Source organism: Bradyrhizobium sp. SZCCHNRI1009 (assembly GCF_032487575.1).
Classification (GTDB): Bacteria; Pseudomonadota; Alphaproteobacteria; order Rhizobiales; family Xanthobacteraceae; genus Bradyrhizobium.
On record NZ_JAUEUL010000001.1, the window covers coordinates 754207 to 769888 of the forward strand.

A 15682-nucleotide genomic window follows, 5' to 3' on the forward strand; every position below is an offset into this window, starting at 1 on the left:
GCAGCGTCTCACGTCGCCTGTTTGCGCGACGCCACGAACACGCCGGCCAGCACCAGGGCAAAGCCGATCACGTGGAAGATCTGCGGCTGCTCGCCGAGGAACACGAAGGCCATGATCGAGCCGAACACCGGCACCACGTGAAAGAACGGCGCGGCGCGGTTGGCGCCGATCAGGAGCACGCCGCGATTGAAGCAGAGATAGGCGATCGTCGATGGAAAGATCGCGACGTAGAGCAGCGAGAGCAGGTTCTGCGCGTCGAACGCCATGACCGGTCGCACGTTGAGCTCCCAGATCAGCAGCGGAATCAGGCTGGCGGCACCGCAGCCGAAGGTGAAAGCGACCATCGACAGGCCGTGGATCTGCGGCCGCTTGATCGTCAGCACCGAGTAGAAGCCGAACACCGCCATCGCCAGCAGGAAGATCAGGTCCCCTCTGTTGAAGCTGATGTCGGCCAGCGCGGTGGGGTGACCGCGGGTCAGGATGAGCAGCACGCCCACGAGCGACAGCACGATGCCGATCGCCTGCGCCAGGGTCAGGTGCACGCGCAGCAGCAGCATCGACCAGATTGCCACGATGAGCGGACCAGCCGACTGCAGCAGCAGGGTGTTGAGGGCCTGCGTATATTCGAGCGACCAGTATTGCAGCGTGTTGAAGGCGCCGATGCCCGTCACGGACAATGCGATCATGATGCCGAGCCGCGACCGGATCGCGGGCCAGTCCTGGCGCAGCTGTTTCCAGGCGAGCGGCAGGATCAGCAGGAAGGCCAACGACCAGCGCAGGAACGACAACGTCACCGGCGGGATGTGGCCGGCGGCGAGCCGGCCGACGATCGAGTTGCCGGCCCAGCACAGCGCCGTGATGCTCAGCAATACGTAGGGCTGGTTGGCGATCCAGCCGGGCGCGGCGGACGCGGTGCGGTCGGCGGCAGACATGCGGCGCTGTAAGACCCGGTTGATGCGCCGCGGCAATCGGCCCGGCGATCCCAGGCCGAAGTTTCTCCCCGGCTGGGTCGACAGACACCAATTGCAGCTGCCTATCAAGAGGGCAGATGCATCGCGACCATGCAGCGATGATCGTCTTCAGGAGCCGGCATGCGGGGCATGTCCACGGTGCCGTCGCCGGGGTCCGGATTGGACCGCGACGGATTTGAGACGCTCCGCACTCAGCAGATAGACGATGACGAGAGCGGCGATGGCGGCCAAGACGATGGCAGGCGGCGCAACGAAGCCGAACCAGGCGCCGGCCGGGGTGAAGGGCACGACCAGCGCGACGGCGAGCGCAGTCAGTGACGACGCCGTCAGCATCGGATCGGCGCGGTTGCTCCATGGCCGTCCGTTGGTCCGGATGATGAAGATGACGAGGATCTGGGTCGCCATCGATTCGAGGAACCAGGCGGTCCGGAACTCGTCGGGCGTCGCGTGGAACAAATACAGCAGTGCGCCGAAGGTGAGAAAATCGAACAGCGATGACAGCGGGCCCATGATCGCGGCAAAGCGCAGCAGCCGCTTCATGTCCCAGCGCTGCGGCCGCGCGGTGGCCTGCGGACTCACACGATCGAACGGGATGCCGAGCTCGGAGAGATCGTAGAGCAGGTTGTTGAGCAGGATCTGCGTCGGCAGCATCGGCAGGAACGGCAGCATGATCGAGGCGACCGCCATCGACAGCATGTTGCCGAAATTCGAGCTCGCGCCCATCCGCACGTATTTCAGGATGTTGGCGAAGGTGCGCCGTCCTTCCTCCACGCCGTCGGCGACCACCTCGAGATCGGAGGCGAGCAGGATCATGTCGGCGGCCGATTGCGCCACGCCGGTCGCCCCGTCGACCGACAGGCCGATGTCGGCCACCTTCAGTGCCGGCGCGTCGTTGATGCCGTCACCCAGGAAGCCGACGACGTGGTCCGAGGCCTGCAGCGCCTTGACGATGCGCGATTTCTGATCGGGGGCGAGCCGGCCGAACGCATCGGCCGAACGCACCTGCACCGCAAGCGCATCGTCGCTGAGCTCGGCGATGTCGCTGCCGGACAGCACGCGATCCGCTCTCAGCCCGACCAGCCCGGCCAGTCGCTTGACCACGACCGGATCGTCGCCGGACAGGATCTTCAGCGCGATGCCGGCGCGCGCAAGCTGCGCGATGGCCGCGGCTGCGGTCGGCTTGGGCGGATCGGCGAACGCGCACAGACCCTCGAAGATCAGCTCCTGCTCGTCATCGGTCTCGATCTCGCGCGGCACGCCGGTCCAGGGCCGTGACGCGATGGCGACCGTGCGCAGGCCCTCGCGCGCCAGCGCGTGGACGCGCTCGCGCATGTCGGTGCGGCCGCTGTCGTCGAGCGGCGCGACGGTGCTGCCCTGCCGCTGCTGCGTGCACAGTTCGATCACCGCCTCCGGCGCGCCCTTCACGATCAGGATCTGTTCTGCCCCGCGGATCGCCAGCACCGAGCCGAGCCGGCGCGAGAAGTCGAAGGTCTGCTGTCCGCCCAGGGTCCATCCTGCCGCCTCAAGGTCCGCGCCGGCGATGAGCGCGGTGTCGAGCGAACCACGATCACCGCCGAGTGCGGCAGCGATCGCGCCGAGCTCCGCGGCTCGCGGGTCGTCGCTGCCGTCGGGCGCGATGCTTCGGGCCAGCGTGATCTCGGCTGAGGTCAATGTTCCCGTCTTGTCGGTGCACAGCACCGACATCGCGCCGAGATCATGGATCGCCGCGAGCCGCTTCACGATCACCTTGTGCTTGGCCATGCGGAGCGCGCCGCGCGACAGCGTCACGGTCGTGATCATCGGCAGCAGCTCGGGCGTCAGTCCGACGGCCAGCGCCACCGAGAACAGCAGAGAGTCGAGCACATCGCGTCCGAATACGACGCGCACCGTGAGCACGATCACGACCAGGGCCAGCGTCAGCCGCGCGATGACGAGGCCGAATTCGTGCAGGTCGCGCTCGAACGGCGTGCGGGCCTGCGCTTCGGCCAGCGCCGAGGCGGCAGCGCCGAACATCGTGTTCGGCCCGGTGTTGACGACGATCGCGACGGCCTCTCCGGTCTGGGCCACTGAGCCGCGAAACAGCACATTCGACGTGTCGTTCTCATCGCTGGGAATGCCGGCCTGTTTCGTCACGGGATAGGGCTCTCCCGTCAGCGCCGCCTCGCCGGCAGTGAAGGCCTTGCTTTCGATGATCAGCGCATCGGCAGGAACGATGTCGCCCGCGCGGACGCGCAGGATGTCTCCGGGAACGACGGCGTCGACGTCGATCTCGCGATAGGCGCCGTCCCGCTTGACCTCGGCCTTCAGGGCCACGGAGCGGCGGAGCTCCTCGGCCGCCTTGACGGCATGCCCCTCCTGAACCGTATCGAGCCCGATCGACAGCGTGAGGATGAGGACGATGATGGCGCCGCCGATCACGTCGCCCGTCACCATCGAGATGATGCCGGCCACCAGCAGGATCAGCGATAGCGGCTCGAGCAGGCGGCGAAGCACGGCGCGCATCGGCCCCACGACATGGGATGGGGAGTCGGCATTCCGGCCGTAGCGTTGCAGCCGCTGCCCGGCGTCGGCCCCGCCGAGGCCGTTCAGGTCGCAGCCCAGCGCTGCGGCTGCCTGCGCAGGCGACAGCCGCCAGAACCGGTGCAGGCCGGGGCTCGTATCGGTGCTCACATGCATCCGTTCATGTTCGTGGATGATTGGTGATGGTCATCTTGTCTGATTTGCATGAAGGATCGTGCGCCGGTTGACCTAGCGCAACATCCTGCTGCCGCGATCCCCTAGCTTTGCGGGCAATGCGCCGCGGGCTGACGGCCGCACCCGAGGAATGGATGGCGCCCGTCGCCGGGCATCATCCGCATTGACGAGTTTGTATTGAGGACCATGGCCGAACAAGCCGCAGCTCTCCCATCCCCCACGAAAGCCGCCGTTGGTCCGACCGTCCTGGCGGCGGTCTGGGCGCATCGCTGGTTCGCTCTCGCCATCATCGTGCTGCTCGGCCTTGGCGGCTGGCAAAGCGTCCGCGTCATGCTTGGGCCTGCCATCGTCGTCGATCAGGTCCGGCGCGGCGACCTCGTCGAGACGGTCGTTGCCAGCGGTCACGTCGAGACGCCGTTCCGCGTCGAGATCGGCAGCCAGATCACCGGCACGGTCGAGGAGGTGCTGGTGCTGGAAGGCCAGCATGTCACCAAGGGCCAGCCGCTGATCTCGCTGGAGTCGCGCGAGCTGAAGGCTGCGGTGGTGCAGGCACAAGGGCAGGTGGCGCAGGCCGAGGCGCGGATGCGCCAGCTCGCCGAGCTGACCTTGCCGTCGGCGAAGGAGGCGTTGCGCCAGGTGCAGGCGACCTTGCTCAATGCCCAGCAGACCTATGACCGGACGTCGCAGCTGACCGGCAACGGCTATGCGACGCGCGCGGCGCTCGACGAGGCCCAGAAGACGCTCGACGTTGCGCTGGCGCAGAAGCGTGCCGCCGAATTCCAGGTCTTCACGGCGAGCCCCGGTGGCAGCGACTACGTCATGGCCGAGACGCAGCTGAACCAGGCGCGCGCCAATCTCGACACCGCGCAGTCGCGTCTCGGCTATGCGACGATCTCGGCGCCACGCGACGGCGTGCTGATCACGCGCAGTGTCGAGCGCGGCACCGTGGCGCAACCCGGCAAGACGCTGCTCGTCCTGGCACCTGCCGGCGATCTCCAGCTCGTCCTGCAGATCGACGAGCGCAATCTCGGCAAGCTGGCGCTCGGCCAGACGGCGCTGGCGTCGGCCGATGCCTATCCCGACAAGCGCTTCCCCGCCGTGGTCAGCTACATCAACCCCGGCATCGATATTTCCCGCGCGTCCGTCCAGGTCAAGCTGATCGTCAAGGACCCGCCCGACTATCTGCGCCAGGACATGACGGTGTCTGTCGACATCGAGGTCGCCTCCCGCAAGGATACGCTGGAGCTGCCGGTGCGCTCGGTTCACGATATCACCTCGGGACAGCCCTGGGTGCTCGGCGTGAAGGACGGCCGCGCCGCCAAGCAGCCGGTGCGCGTCGGCATCCGCGGCAACAGCCATGTCGAGATCGTCGACGGCTTGAATGCCGGTGACATCGCCGTGCCCCAGAGTTCCGGCATCCTGACCGGCCAGCGCTTCCGTCCGGTGCTGCCGTGAACCGCTGGCTGCCCTTCGAGTGGATCGCGGCGGTACGCTTCCTGCGCGAGGGCCGGCTGCAGACCTTGTTCATCATCGGCGGCATCGCGATCGGCGTCGGCGTCATCGTGTTCATGTCGGCGATGCTGGCGGGCCTCGAGGCCAATTTCATCAAGCGCGTGCTGACGTCGCAGCCGCAGATCCAATTGCTGACGCCGGATCAGGTCGCTCGCCCGTTGCGAAACGGCGGTGGCGTGATCGAGGATGCCATCGTGCAGCGTCCGAGCCAGCGCGTGATCTCGATCGATCAATGGCCGAAGATCCGCAATCAGATGCTGGCGATGCCGGAGATCTCGGCGGTGTCGCCGACCATCTCCGGCTCCGCCCTCGCCATTCGCGGCGATGCCAGCCGCGCCGTGACGCTGTCCGGCATCGAGCCGGAGAGCTACTTCAGAATCGTGCGCGTGCCGGACTACATCGTCGCCGGCGAGCCGCGCCTGACCAGCGAGGACATCATCATCGGCACCGAGCTCGCCAGGGATCTCGGCGCCATCGTCGGCGACAAGCTCAACATTCAGGCCGCCTCCGGCGCCAACCGCGTGCTGATCGTGACTGGCCTCGTCGACCTCGGCAGCAAGGGCGCCAATCAGCGCTCCGCCTATGTCGCGCTGCGCACGGCGCAGTCGCTGCTCGGCATGGTCGGCGGCGTCACCACGATCGACATGACGGTACGGGACATCTATGCCGCTGAGGACATTGCGCAGCGCATCCAGGCCGCCAATCGCGTCAAGGCCGACAGCTGGATCAAGACCAATGCCCAGTTCTTCACCGCGGTGCGCGCGCAGGCGACATCCAACACGCTGATCCGCGTGTTCGTCGCGCTCTCGGTCGCATTCGGCATCGCGGCCGTGCTAATCGTCTCGGTAATCCAGCGCTCCAAGGAGATCGGGATCCTGCGTGCGATGGGTACCTCGCGCGGACAGATCTTGCGCGTGTTCCTGCTGCAGGGCGGGCTGCTCGGCTTCGTCGGCTCGCTATTCGGCGCGGCGATGGGCGCGGGTGCGCTGATCTATTGGCATGCGGTGCAGCGTCAGGCCGATGGCTCGGAGTTGTTTCCGTTGATCCTCGAACGCCGATTGTTCGTCATCACGGCCCTGCTCGCGACGGTGACGGGCCTGCTCGCCGCGACCGCGCCGGCGCTGCGCGCGGCCAAGCTCGATCCGGTGGTGGCGATCCGTGGCTGAGGTCCTGCTGCGACTGGAAAAGGTCTGCAAGGCCTACAATGTCGGGCAGCCGACCGAGACCGAGGTGCTGCACGATATCGACATCGAGGTCGACCGCGGCGAGTTCGTCGCGCTGATCGGCCCGTCCGGCTCCGGCAAGAGCACTCTGCTGAACATCGTCGGTCTCTTGGACCGGCCGACCTCCGGCCGGCTGACGATCAAGGGCCAGGATACTGCATCGCTCAATGATACCGAGCTCACCCATCTGCGCGGCCATACCATCGGTTTCATCTTTCAGTCTCATCTCCTGATCTCCGCCTTCACGGCCAAGGAGAACGTGATGATGCCGCTGCTGGTCGATCGCGGCTTCCCGGGTCCCGAGATCGAGGCGCAGGCGTCGAAGCTGCTCGACCAGGTCGGGCTGGCGAAATTCGCCGACCATCTCGCCAGCAACATGTCGGGCGGCCAGCAGCAGCGCGTCGCGGTGGCGCGGGCGCTGGCGATGAACCCCGATCTGGTCCTGGCGGACGAGCCGACCGGCAACCTCGACACCAAGTCTGCCGAGGCGGTCTTTGGCCTGATGCGCGACGTCAATCGGACGGTCGGCACGAGCTTCCTGCTCGTCACCCACAACCTTGATCTGGCCCGGCGCTGCGATCGCATCATCGAGGTTGTCGACGGCCGCATCCAGAGCTGAGAGCGGGCCGCTTCGATCGTAGATTCGCCGCCGTTCGGGTGCTCAATGGAACTGCCCGGCTCGATGCGCCGCCAGAAGCGCACGGCCGGGTCGCCCGATCCGCAGCCGGGGCGGCTTGAAATTTTGGGGCTTATCAAAGGCTTGGTGGCGCTGTTGTGTGCTCCGAAGGCCCGTTCTCGCTTGCCTAGCCCGGCGGCTTCCTTTATCCGGTGGATCGCCTCGCAAGCGAGCGGTCCTGGCCGCGATTTGGGCTGGGCGCATGGTTGGCCAGGCTGGCCCCGCATCGGAAGCGATTTCGTCCGAACCGATCGTGCTGTTTTGGATCTTGGCAGAGGAAAGAGCTGCGAATGGCTAACGTGGTCGTCGTCGGCGCCCAATGGGGTGACGAGGGGAAGGGCAAGATCGTCGACTGGCTGTCGGAGCAGGCCGACATCGTCGTGCGCTTCCAGGGCGGCCATAATGCCGGTCATACCCTCGTCATCAACGGCGCGACCTACAAGCTGGCGCTGCTGCCGTCGGGCGTGCTGCGCACCGGCAAGCTGTCGGTGATCGGCAATGGCGTCGTGTTCGATCCGCAGGCCTTTCTCGACGAGGTCGGCAAGCTCCAGTCGCAGGGCGTCGCCATCAGCCCGGACAATCTGCGCGTTGCCGAGAACGTCACCTTGATCCTGCCGCTGCACCGCGAGCTCGACGCGCTGCGCGAGTCCGCGAGCGCGGCGACCGCGATCGGCACCACCCGCCGCGGCATCGGCCCGGCCTATGAGGACAAGGTCGGCCGCCGCGCGATCCGGCTGATGGACCTCGCCGATCTCGATACGCTGCCGCACAAGATCGATCGCCTGCTCGCCCATCACAACGCGTTGCGCCGGGGTCTCGGCCTCGAGCCGATCGACGGCCAGCAGATCCTGCGCGAGCTGACGGCGCTGGCGCCGAAGCTGCTGCCCTACGCGGAGACCGTGTGGCGGCTGCTCGACATCAAGCGCCGCGAAGGCAAGCGCATGCTGTTCGAGGGCGCCCAGGGTGCGCTGCTTGACGTCGACCACGGCACCTACCCTTACGTGACCTCGTCCAACACGGTGGCGGCGCAGGCGGCGACCGGCGCCGGCCTCGGACCGGGCGCGATCGGCTACGTGCTCGGCCTGTGCAAGGCCTACACGACCCGCGTCGGACAGGGGCCGTTTCCGACCGAACAGGACAACGAGACCGGCCGCAAGATCGGCGAGCGCGGCCGCGAATTCGGAACGAATACCGGCCGGCCGCGTCGTTGCGGCTGGTTCGATGCGGTGCTGGTTCGCCAGGCGGTGCGGACCTGCGGCATTAACGGTCTTGCGCTGACCAAGCTGGACATTCTCGATGGTTTCGACACCATCGAGGTCTGTACCGGCTACAGGCTGGACGGCAAGGAGATCGATCATTTTCCGGCAGGTGAGGGCGCGCAGTCCAGGGTCGAACCGATCTACGAGACGATCGAAGGCTGGAAGCAGCCGACGGCGAACGCGCGCTCCTGGGCCGATCTGCCGGCTCAGGCCATCAAATACGTCCGGCGCATCGAGGAACTGGTGGGTTGCCCGATCGCGCTGCTTTCCACCAGCCCCGAACGCGAGGATACTATTCTGGTCCAGAATCCCTTCGAGGCATGACGGGACCCGACAGCTGAGCGCGCGAATTGAGTTGATATGGCCGACTACTACCCGCTGATAGCCCGTGCCATTGCCGGATTGGACCCCAACGCTCCCGGGGAAAGCCGGCGTGCGCTTTACGAGCGGGCGCGGGCGGCGTTGATCGCGCAGCTGCGCAGCGTCCAGCCGCCGCTCAGCGAGTCCGAGATCACGCGCGAGCGGCTGTCGCTCGAGGAGGCCGTGCGCAAGGTCGAGGCGGAAGCAGCCCAGCGTGCCCGCGAGGCGCAGCGGGCGTCCAGTGGCGCCGCTCGCCCAGGTGATGCGCTCCGACGGGCCGGTGCGCGGAGTTCGGATGCTCCGGCACCCCCCTCGGCTCAGCCCACTCCGACTCCAGACCAGGCCGCCACGGCCGCCCCCCGGCCGCGACCGGCGGCCCCGGCTGCTGCCCGGGCCGACCGGCCGCCGCTCGCCGGCGAGACGGCCGAGCTGCGTCCGGCGCGCAATCAGCGACCGGAAGCGCCGCCGGCTGCGGCTGGCGCACCAGCTCTGCCACCGCGGCCCCAGCCGCCTCAAACGCCTCCACAGGATGGGGCGGCGCCTCCCGTGCGCGAACGTCCGGCTGCCGCTCGCCGCGGTGCTCAGGACAACGGCAATCCGGCAACGCCGCCCGCCATGCGCGGCTTCCGCGACATCACCGCTGATGTCGACGATCTCGGCAAGGCCACCGCTCAGGCCAACCGCGCGGCGCGCAAGACCTACGCCAACGTTCCGGCCACCGATCTCGACCGGCTCGAGGGCGACGACGATGACCGGCCGCCGCTGCCCGAAGCGCCGTACTCCTATGACGAGTCGGTCCAGGAGGCCGAGCGCTACGCGCTGCCGGCCACCTCGACCCGCCAGCGTGGCGCCGCTCAGGATCGCGAGGGCAAGAAGAAGTCGGAGCGCAGCGGCTCGACCTTTCCGTTCAAGGCCGCCATCGCCGCCGGGATCGTGCTGATCCTGATCGGCGCCGGAATTCTATGGGGCCGGCCGCTGGTCGGCATGGTCAACGGCCTGTTCAAATCTTCCTCGACGGTCGAGGCGCCGAAGGACACCGGCGCGCCGCTGAGCAAGCCGAAGATCACCGACCGCGTCGGCCAGTCGCCGTCCTCGGACCAGATCGCGCCGGTCGCGCAGCGCGTCGTGCTGTATGACGAGGATCCGTCCGATCCGAAGGGCAAGCAATATATCGGCTCGGTGGTCTGGCGCACCGAGCAGATCAAGGCGACGGCCACGCAGAAGGCCGACATCGCGGTGCGCGCCGACATCGAGATTCCCGATCGCAAGTTCAAGATGACGATGTCGTTCCGCCGCAACACCGACACGTCGCTGCCGGCGAGCCACACCGCCGAGCTCACTTTCATCCTGCCGCAGGATTTCAACGGCGGCGGCGTCGGCAACGTGCCGGGCATCCTGATGAAGTCCAACGAACAGTCGCGCGGAACGCCGCTGGCGGGCCTCGCGGTCAAGGTCACCGACGGCTTCTTCCTGGTCGGCCTGTCCAACGTCGATGCCGATCGCGCCCGCAACGTGCAGCTCCTCAAGGAGCGCTCCTGGTTCGACGTTCCCTTGGTCTACACCAATCAGCGCCGGGCGATCATCGCGATCGAGAAGGGCGCCCCGGGCGAGCGCGCCTTCAACGACGCTTTCGCGCTGTGGGGTGACTGAGGAATCAGCACGGGCTTGGCCCGGTCGGCGGGCCGGTGAGGCAGGAGATTGGGCATGAAGCGATATCTCATCTTCGTTGCCGTAGGCCCGGCGCTGGGCGGCTTCGCGCTGCTCCTGGTCACGACCTACATGTCCGGCTATTGGACAAACACCAATCCGGGCGAAGTGGCCAAGCTGTTCAAGGTCTTCGTCACCTCGCTGCAATACAGCTATCTGTTCGGCTTCCTGCCGGCGCTGATGATCTGTGCGATCGACGACATCCTGTTCCACGTCAGGCGCATCGGGCCGACGTTGCGGATGCTGCTGGTGGGAGCCATCGCCTTCCTGCTCGCGGCCTTCAACTACGCCTCGCACGGCTCCGAATACGGCATCATCCAGTGGATTCTTTACGGGCTGGTCGGCTTCATCCCGGCGACGGTGTCATCGTGGCTGGTGCACAGATTCGTCGAGGAGCCGCAGCCGGCGGTCGCCACCGAGCCGCCGACTGCGTAAGCAAGCTGAACACGCGAGCAGCTCGGCCCTACCTGCCGTTGCCGCGGCAGCGGCCGCCGGGGCCGATGTGAAACCCGCGCGGGCAGGCGTGCGCCGCCGGATTGGCATAGTTGCGCAGGCATCCGCCATACGGACCGCGGTGCCAGCCGGGGCCGCAGCCGCCGGCGACCTGGATCACCTCCGGCTTGGATCCGGCGTCGATCGAAGCCAGCGGCATCGCAGATGCGCCGACGGTCAGAATTCCCAACAAGAGCGTGCTGGTGAGGATGGTTCGCATCGATGGTCTCCCTGGTTTGATTTGCGAATTGGTCAGCCGCCCGCCGCGAACGCGATGCCGGCACGCACCTCGGTGATGGCCTGATCGATCAGCCCCAGCGCGCGTTCGCGATGGCCGCCCTTGTTCGGTGTCGCCTGAGCCAGCTCGGCTCGCGCCGATTGCAGCATGGTGACGGTCGCGGTCATGTGCGGCTGCGCGCCGAGCGCGTAGCCGATCCCGATGCAACCCGCGAGGGCGGCGCCGAGGCCGAGCTTGCGGGCCGCGGAAGACATGGTCATTTCAATCTCTCCTCGGACTCATGGCTGTTCGACTTGGAGGATGCAGGCCGCAACGCATGTCGGCGTGCGTCCATCCGCATCGCTAGTTGAACCCGTTGCCGCTGTCTTGGACTCATCGGCATGAACGGTCGCGCGACTTGGACTGATCGGCGCTCCCGATCCGTCCTGATGAGCTTTGCCGACTTCAGCGGCCGTTCATCCCGCCGCTGCCACATTGATCGCGTTGCTTCGGAAATTCCTTTGCCTCGGATCCGATTTCGATGACCATCGTCAGGAAAATGCTGTCGACCGACATGCTGCCGAAAGGGCTCGACGACAGGCAGCGCTTCTTGTGCTTTGCGGAATTGTTCGAGCACTTCTCCAACACGGGCGAGCTCGATCCGGCCGAGGACGTGCCGTTTCGCGCCGTAATGAACGCCATCCACATCGGCACCACCCTGCTCGGGCGCTGCGACGGCACCTTCACCCGTGTCAGGCGCGAACGGCGCCAGGTGCTCGCGACCAACGACGACCGCTATTGCCTGGCGCGCAACGCCGGCAGTCGCGAGGCGATGGTCGTTCATCGCGGACGCGAGTTCGCTCTGCGGCCGGGGGCGATGGTGCTGCTCAAGCTCGATGAGCCGTTCTTCAGCGCCGATGGCGCCAATCACAAGCGCTTCGTCAACGTGCATCTGCCGATGATGACGCTGCGCTCGATGGTCTCCGGTGTCGATGACCTGGTCGGGCGCGAATTGGCGCCGGGCGGCGCGCTGTCGCTCGCGATGGACTACAGCGAATTGCTGCTCGCCCATCCCGCCGCGGCCGACGAAGCCGGCCCGGCGGTCGCGCAGCATCTGCTCGATCTGGTGGCGCTCGGGCTTGGTGTGCGCGGCGACGCGATGCGCAAGGCGGGTCGCGGCGGCCTGCGCAGCGTTCGCCTCGCGGGACTGCTGACCATTCTGAACAGCCGCTTCGCCGAGCCGGACTTTTCGGCGCAGAAGCTTGCGGCCGCGGCGGGCCTGTCCGAGCGCTACGTCAATGACCTGCTGCACGAGGCCGGCGCCGGCTTCTCGGCCCGGCTGAATGAGCTGCGCCTGCGCAAGGCCATGGACCTGCTGGCCGGTGGCGGACGCCGCATCAGCGATATCGCGTTTGCCTGCGGCTTCAACGACCTGTCCTATTTCAACCGCTGCTTCCGGCGCCGCTTCGGGCTGACGCCGACCGGCGCACGGGGCCGCTAGGCGAGACAAGGCGGCGGTTCGACGCAACTTGTGCCGGGCCCCGCGCGTTGCCATCTCATGGGTATGCAAGACCAGATGTCCACCTCGCCCCGCCGCGCATCGGGACGCGCCTCGCATGCGCGCTTCAACGCCGATGAGGCGCGCGGACCGATCATCGACCAGGACGGACGAGAGATCCCGCAAGGGGCGTTCCGGTCCTCGTTCAATGGCGCCTTCGTCGGCCCGGATGGCGTGCGCTTCGATTTCAACACCGCCAATCCGTTCGGCAACCTGACCCGCGAGCAGCGCATCGCGCGGCTCGAGGCGGTGGCGAAGCTGCTCGACGTCGCCTTCGTCCTGCCCGGCACCAACATCCGCTACGGCATCGACGGCATCATCGGCCTCATCCCGGTGGTCGGCGACCTCATCGCGACCGCGCTGTCGCTGTGGCTGGTGCGCGAGGCCCGGGCGCTGGGCGCGCCCTGGCATGTCATCACGCGGATGCTGGGCAATGTCGCGGTCGAGGGCGTGATCGGCATGGTGCCGGTGGCGGGCGACGCCTTCGACGTGCTGTTCCGCGCCAACATGCGCAACGCCAAGATCCTGCGGCGGTGGCTGGATACCCAGCCGCGCTGACGTGCGACGGGACCGGGGCAACAAACGGACAAACAGACCCCCATAAAAAAACTGCCCCGCACGAGGCGGGGCAGGGTATCGAAGAATGCTCTGGCAGCCGTCAGGCCGCATCGGCGTCCGGCGCCTTGTCGACCACGCGGCGCGGCAGCGGAAACGCCTCGCTCTCATACAGGGTGCGGATGCCGTTCTGGTCGAACCGGGCCTCCTCGACCTGCAGGTAGGCGCCATTCAGCGAATCCGCAGGCAACTCCTCCATGGCGAAGCGCACGGCTTCGGCCGCGGTGCCGAACCGCCGATAGGCGAAACCCGCCCGCTTCTTCTTGCGGATGGCGGCGGGAAACAGTTCGGCAGAGGTGTTGAAGTTGAACGGACGCAGTGGACGCATGGTCTGAGACCTCTTCTTGTCGGCTGGAAGCGCTGACGCGAGCTTTCAAAACATTCAGCTTGGCAATGACGCCAGCGATTGCGGGGGTGGAGGGCGGGATTTGCCGCTCCAGGCGGCCCGGCCCTGCATAGTCAGTTACGACCCCTAATATAGGCCGATTTGGCAGAAATGCGAATCCTGCACGCTCACATCGTAAATCCGGCCCGCTGTGGGCCGCCTTGAAACATGCTGTCTTTTCAGTAGCTTAATTGATCCGCAACTTGTGAATGCAGGAGAGCCCGATCTGCACGGCTAAAATCTCACCCCTTGTGGCCGGTTTTGACCGCCCGCGCCTCGCCCGCCGCAAGCCAGCGGCCCCGAGTACCGTCGATGACGGGACCGGGGCCGGGCGTGCCATCAGCGCGGTTTCAGCTTCAGCGCCGCCGAGTTGATGCAATAGCGCAGGCCGGTCGGCCCCGGGCCGTCGGGAAAGACGTGGCCGAGATGGCCCGAGCATTTCGAGCACAGCACTTCGGTACGAACCATGCCATGGGTCGTGTCGGTCTCCTCGTCGACGTGGCTCTCCGTCGCCGGCCGGGTGAAGCTCGGCCAGCCGCAGCCGGAATCGAACTTGGCGTCGGACTCGAACAGGGTCTGGCCGCAGCCGGCGCAGACATAGGTCCCGGCGCGGTGCTCGTGCTCATACTCGCCCGAGAAGGGGCGCTCGGTCGCCTTCTCGCGCAGCACGGCGTACTGCATCGGCGTCAGCTCCTTGCGCCATTCCGCCTCGCTCTTGACGACCTTGTTGTTCGTCTTGGTGTCGCTCATCCTGTGGTCCTCCAGGCGGACCCGTATGGTCCGCCCCTGTCATGGCGCTGGTCGGGCCGAACGCGACGCCTCAGTTGGTCGCCTTGGCGTCCCGGACCAGCGTCGGCTTGTCGATGTAGTTCTCGGCAAAGATCTTCTTCAGATTGTCGATCTTCGGCAGGTCGTTATAGGCGATATAGGGTTGGCTGGGGTGCAGCGTCAGGTAGTCCTGGTGATAGTCCTCGGCCGGATAGAACGCCTCGAGCTTGCCGATCTTGGTGACGATCGGCTTGCCGAACACCTTGGCCTTGTCGAGCTGCGCGATATAGGCCTCGGCGACCTTCTTCTGCGCCTCCGAGGTGGTGAAGATCGCCGAGCGATATTGGGTTCCGCTGTCCGGGCCCTGGCGGTTCAACTGGGTCGGATCGTGCACGACCGAAAAGAAGATCTGCAGGATCTTGCCGTAGGAGATCTTCTTCGGATCGTATTTGATCTGGACCGATTCCGCGTGGCCGGTCGTGCCGCTCGACACCATGCGGTAGTCGGCCGTGGCCTTGGTGCCGCCGGCATAGCCGGAGACCGCGCTGACCACGCCGGCGGTGTGCTGGTAGACGCCCTGGACGCCCCAGAAGCAGCCGCCGGCGACCACAGCGGTTTCCAGTCCGTCGGAGGCCGGCTGGTCCTGGGCCGGCGGCGGGATCACAACGGCCTGCTCGGCGGCATGCAGCGGCTGCCAGGCCAGGATGCCTGCCGCCATCGCACCGAGCACGGCTGTCTTGACGAAAAGGGAGCGGGTGAGGCGCATCTTCGAATCCTCGTGAGGGGGCTTGTCTCGTCTCGCCGGCCGGAAACACTGGCCCGGCCCGGCCTCTGCTGCAAGATACGTCCGTGCCCGTCCGGCGTTACGGGGGACGTGACACGACTGCGTGAACAGGCGGGGGGCGGCGGCACGTGCGCAATCGCCCGATGGGTGCCGGGACGACGCTGGGAGTTGTGGCGAGACCGTTCCAGGCATGACGATGTGGTCTCGCGGCCCGAATTGCCCGAGGGATGCAGGTTCATCGGCCCTCCGAAGTGGAGGGCGCAGGGAAGGCCGGACCTCGACTGAGGCCCGTGGCCCGCCTGCTTAAAAAAATGCAGGCGGCAGGTACCACAGGTTCAGCCGGACAGATCCGGCCCTCCCTGCGCGATGGTTTTAACGCTTATACGTGCTCTTGTGTGTTCGAAACCTGCCAGAATGTGCGAACGGGCGGTTCTGACCAACCGCCCGTCGCTGGATCTGAG

Annotated in this window: 15 protein-coding genes; 8 read left to right on the forward strand and 7 right to left on the reverse strand. The window is 66.8% G+C overall.

Annotated features, from left to right (window positions below):
• Window positions 1–8: 8 nt before the first annotated feature.
• Both QX010_RS03515 and mgtA read right to left on the reverse strand, forming a co-directional pair.
• Complete coding sequence (locus QX010_RS03515; RefSeq protein WP_316177628.1) at window positions 9–932, reverse strand: DMT family transporter; 924 nt, start codon at window positions 930–932, stop codon at window positions 9–11.
• A 147-nt stretch (window positions 933–1079) separates the two neighbouring features.
• Entirely contained in the window at window positions 1080–3641 is a 2562-nt protein-coding gene (gene mgtA / locus QX010_RS03520; RefSeq protein ID WP_316177630.1) for a magnesium-translocating P-type ATPase, read from the reverse strand.
• 210 nt (window positions 3642–3851) lie between these two features.
• On the opposite strand from mgtA, the gene QX010_RS03525 reads away from it, so the two are divergent.
• From QX010_RS03525 to QX010_RS03550, 6 genes are all read left to right on the forward strand, one after another.
• Window positions 3852–5120: an efflux RND transporter periplasmic adaptor subunit gene (locus QX010_RS03525; RefSeq protein WP_316177632.1), complete on the forward strand. Its 1269-nt coding sequence runs from the start codon at window positions 3852–3854 to the stop codon at window positions 5118–5120.
• Window positions 5117–6343, forward strand: a complete 1227-nt coding sequence (locus QX010_RS03530) for an ABC transporter permease (protein ID WP_316177634.1) — start codon at window positions 5117–5119, stop codon at window positions 6341–6343. The genes QX010_RS03525 and QX010_RS03530 overlap by 4 nt, the downstream gene beginning before the upstream one ends.
• Window positions 6336–7019, forward strand: coding sequence for an ABC transporter ATP-binding protein (locus QX010_RS03535; RefSeq protein ID WP_315803333.1), 684 nt, complete (start codon window positions 6336–6338; stop codon window positions 7017–7019). The genes QX010_RS03530 and QX010_RS03535 overlap by 8 nt, the downstream gene beginning before the upstream one ends.
• 347 nt (window positions 7020–7366) lie before the next feature.
• Window positions 7367–8659, forward strand: a complete 1293-nt coding sequence (locus tag QX010_RS03540) for an adenylosuccinate synthase (protein ID WP_315803334.1) — start codon at window positions 7367–7369, stop codon at window positions 8657–8659.
• Window positions 8660–8695: 36 nt separating this feature from the next.
• The gene (locus tag QX010_RS03545; protein ID WP_316177637.1) at window positions 8696–10345 is read left to right on the forward strand and encodes a hypothetical protein; all 1650 of its coding nucleotides are present in this window, start codon (window positions 8696–8698) and stop codon (window positions 10343–10345) included.
• Window positions 10346–10399: 54 nt separating this feature from the next.
• The gene (locus QX010_RS03550) at window positions 10400–10837 is read left to right on the forward strand and encodes a DUF5413 family protein (protein ID WP_315803336.1); all 438 of its coding nucleotides are present in this window, start codon (window positions 10400–10402) and stop codon (window positions 10835–10837) included.
• A 28-nt stretch (window positions 10838–10865) separates the two neighbouring features.
• Here the strand turns inward: QX010_RS03550 and QX010_RS03555 are convergent, their stop codons facing one another.
• Together QX010_RS03555 and QX010_RS03560 are read right to left on the reverse strand one after the other, a co-directional pair.
• Complete coding sequence (locus tag QX010_RS03555) at window positions 10866–11114, reverse strand: GCG_CRPN prefix-to-repeats domain-containing protein (RefSeq protein WP_315803337.1); 249 nt, start codon at window positions 11112–11114, stop codon at window positions 10866–10868.
• A 32-nt stretch (window positions 11115–11146) separates the two neighbouring features.
• The gene (locus tag QX010_RS03560; RefSeq protein ID WP_316177639.1) at window positions 11147–11392 is read right to left on the reverse strand and encodes a hypothetical protein; all 246 of its coding nucleotides are present in this window, start codon (window positions 11390–11392) and stop codon (window positions 11147–11149) included.
• A 260-nt stretch (window positions 11393–11652) separates the two neighbouring features.
• Between QX010_RS03560 and QX010_RS03565 the strand changes: the two genes are divergently transcribed.
• Together QX010_RS03565 and QX010_RS03570 are read left to right on the forward strand one after the other, a co-directional pair.
• A complete protein-coding gene (locus QX010_RS03565; protein ID WP_316177641.1) occupies window positions 11653–12612 on the forward strand; it encodes an AraC family transcriptional regulator in 960 nt (319 codons plus the stop codon).
• Between the two features lie 63 nt (window positions 12613–12675).
• On the forward strand, window positions 12676–13227 hold the full coding sequence (locus QX010_RS03570; RefSeq protein WP_316177672.1) for a DUF4112 domain-containing protein: 552 nt from the start codon (window positions 12676–12678) through the stop codon (window positions 13225–13227).
• 100 nt (window positions 13228–13327) lie between these two features.
• Here the strand turns inward: QX010_RS03570 and QX010_RS03575 are convergent, their stop codons facing one another.
• From QX010_RS03575 to msrA, 3 genes are all read right to left on the reverse strand, one after another.
• Window positions 13328–13612, reverse strand: coding sequence for a hypothetical protein (locus QX010_RS03575; RefSeq protein WP_315733902.1), 285 nt, complete (start codon window positions 13610–13612; stop codon window positions 13328–13330).
• A gap of 396 nt (window positions 13613–14008) precedes the next feature.
• The gene (gene msrB / locus QX010_RS03580; RefSeq protein ID WP_315803340.1) at window positions 14009–14419 is read right to left on the reverse strand and encodes a peptide-methionine (R)-S-oxide reductase MsrB; all 411 of its coding nucleotides are present in this window, start codon (window positions 14417–14419) and stop codon (window positions 14009–14011) included.
• A gap of 70 nt (window positions 14420–14489) precedes the next feature.
• A complete protein-coding gene (gene msrA / locus QX010_RS03585) occupies window positions 14490–15203 on the reverse strand; it encodes a peptide-methionine (S)-S-oxide reductase MsrA (RefSeq protein ID WP_316177643.1) in 714 nt (237 codons plus the stop codon).
• Between the last annotated feature and the right edge of the window lie 479 nt (window positions 15204–15682).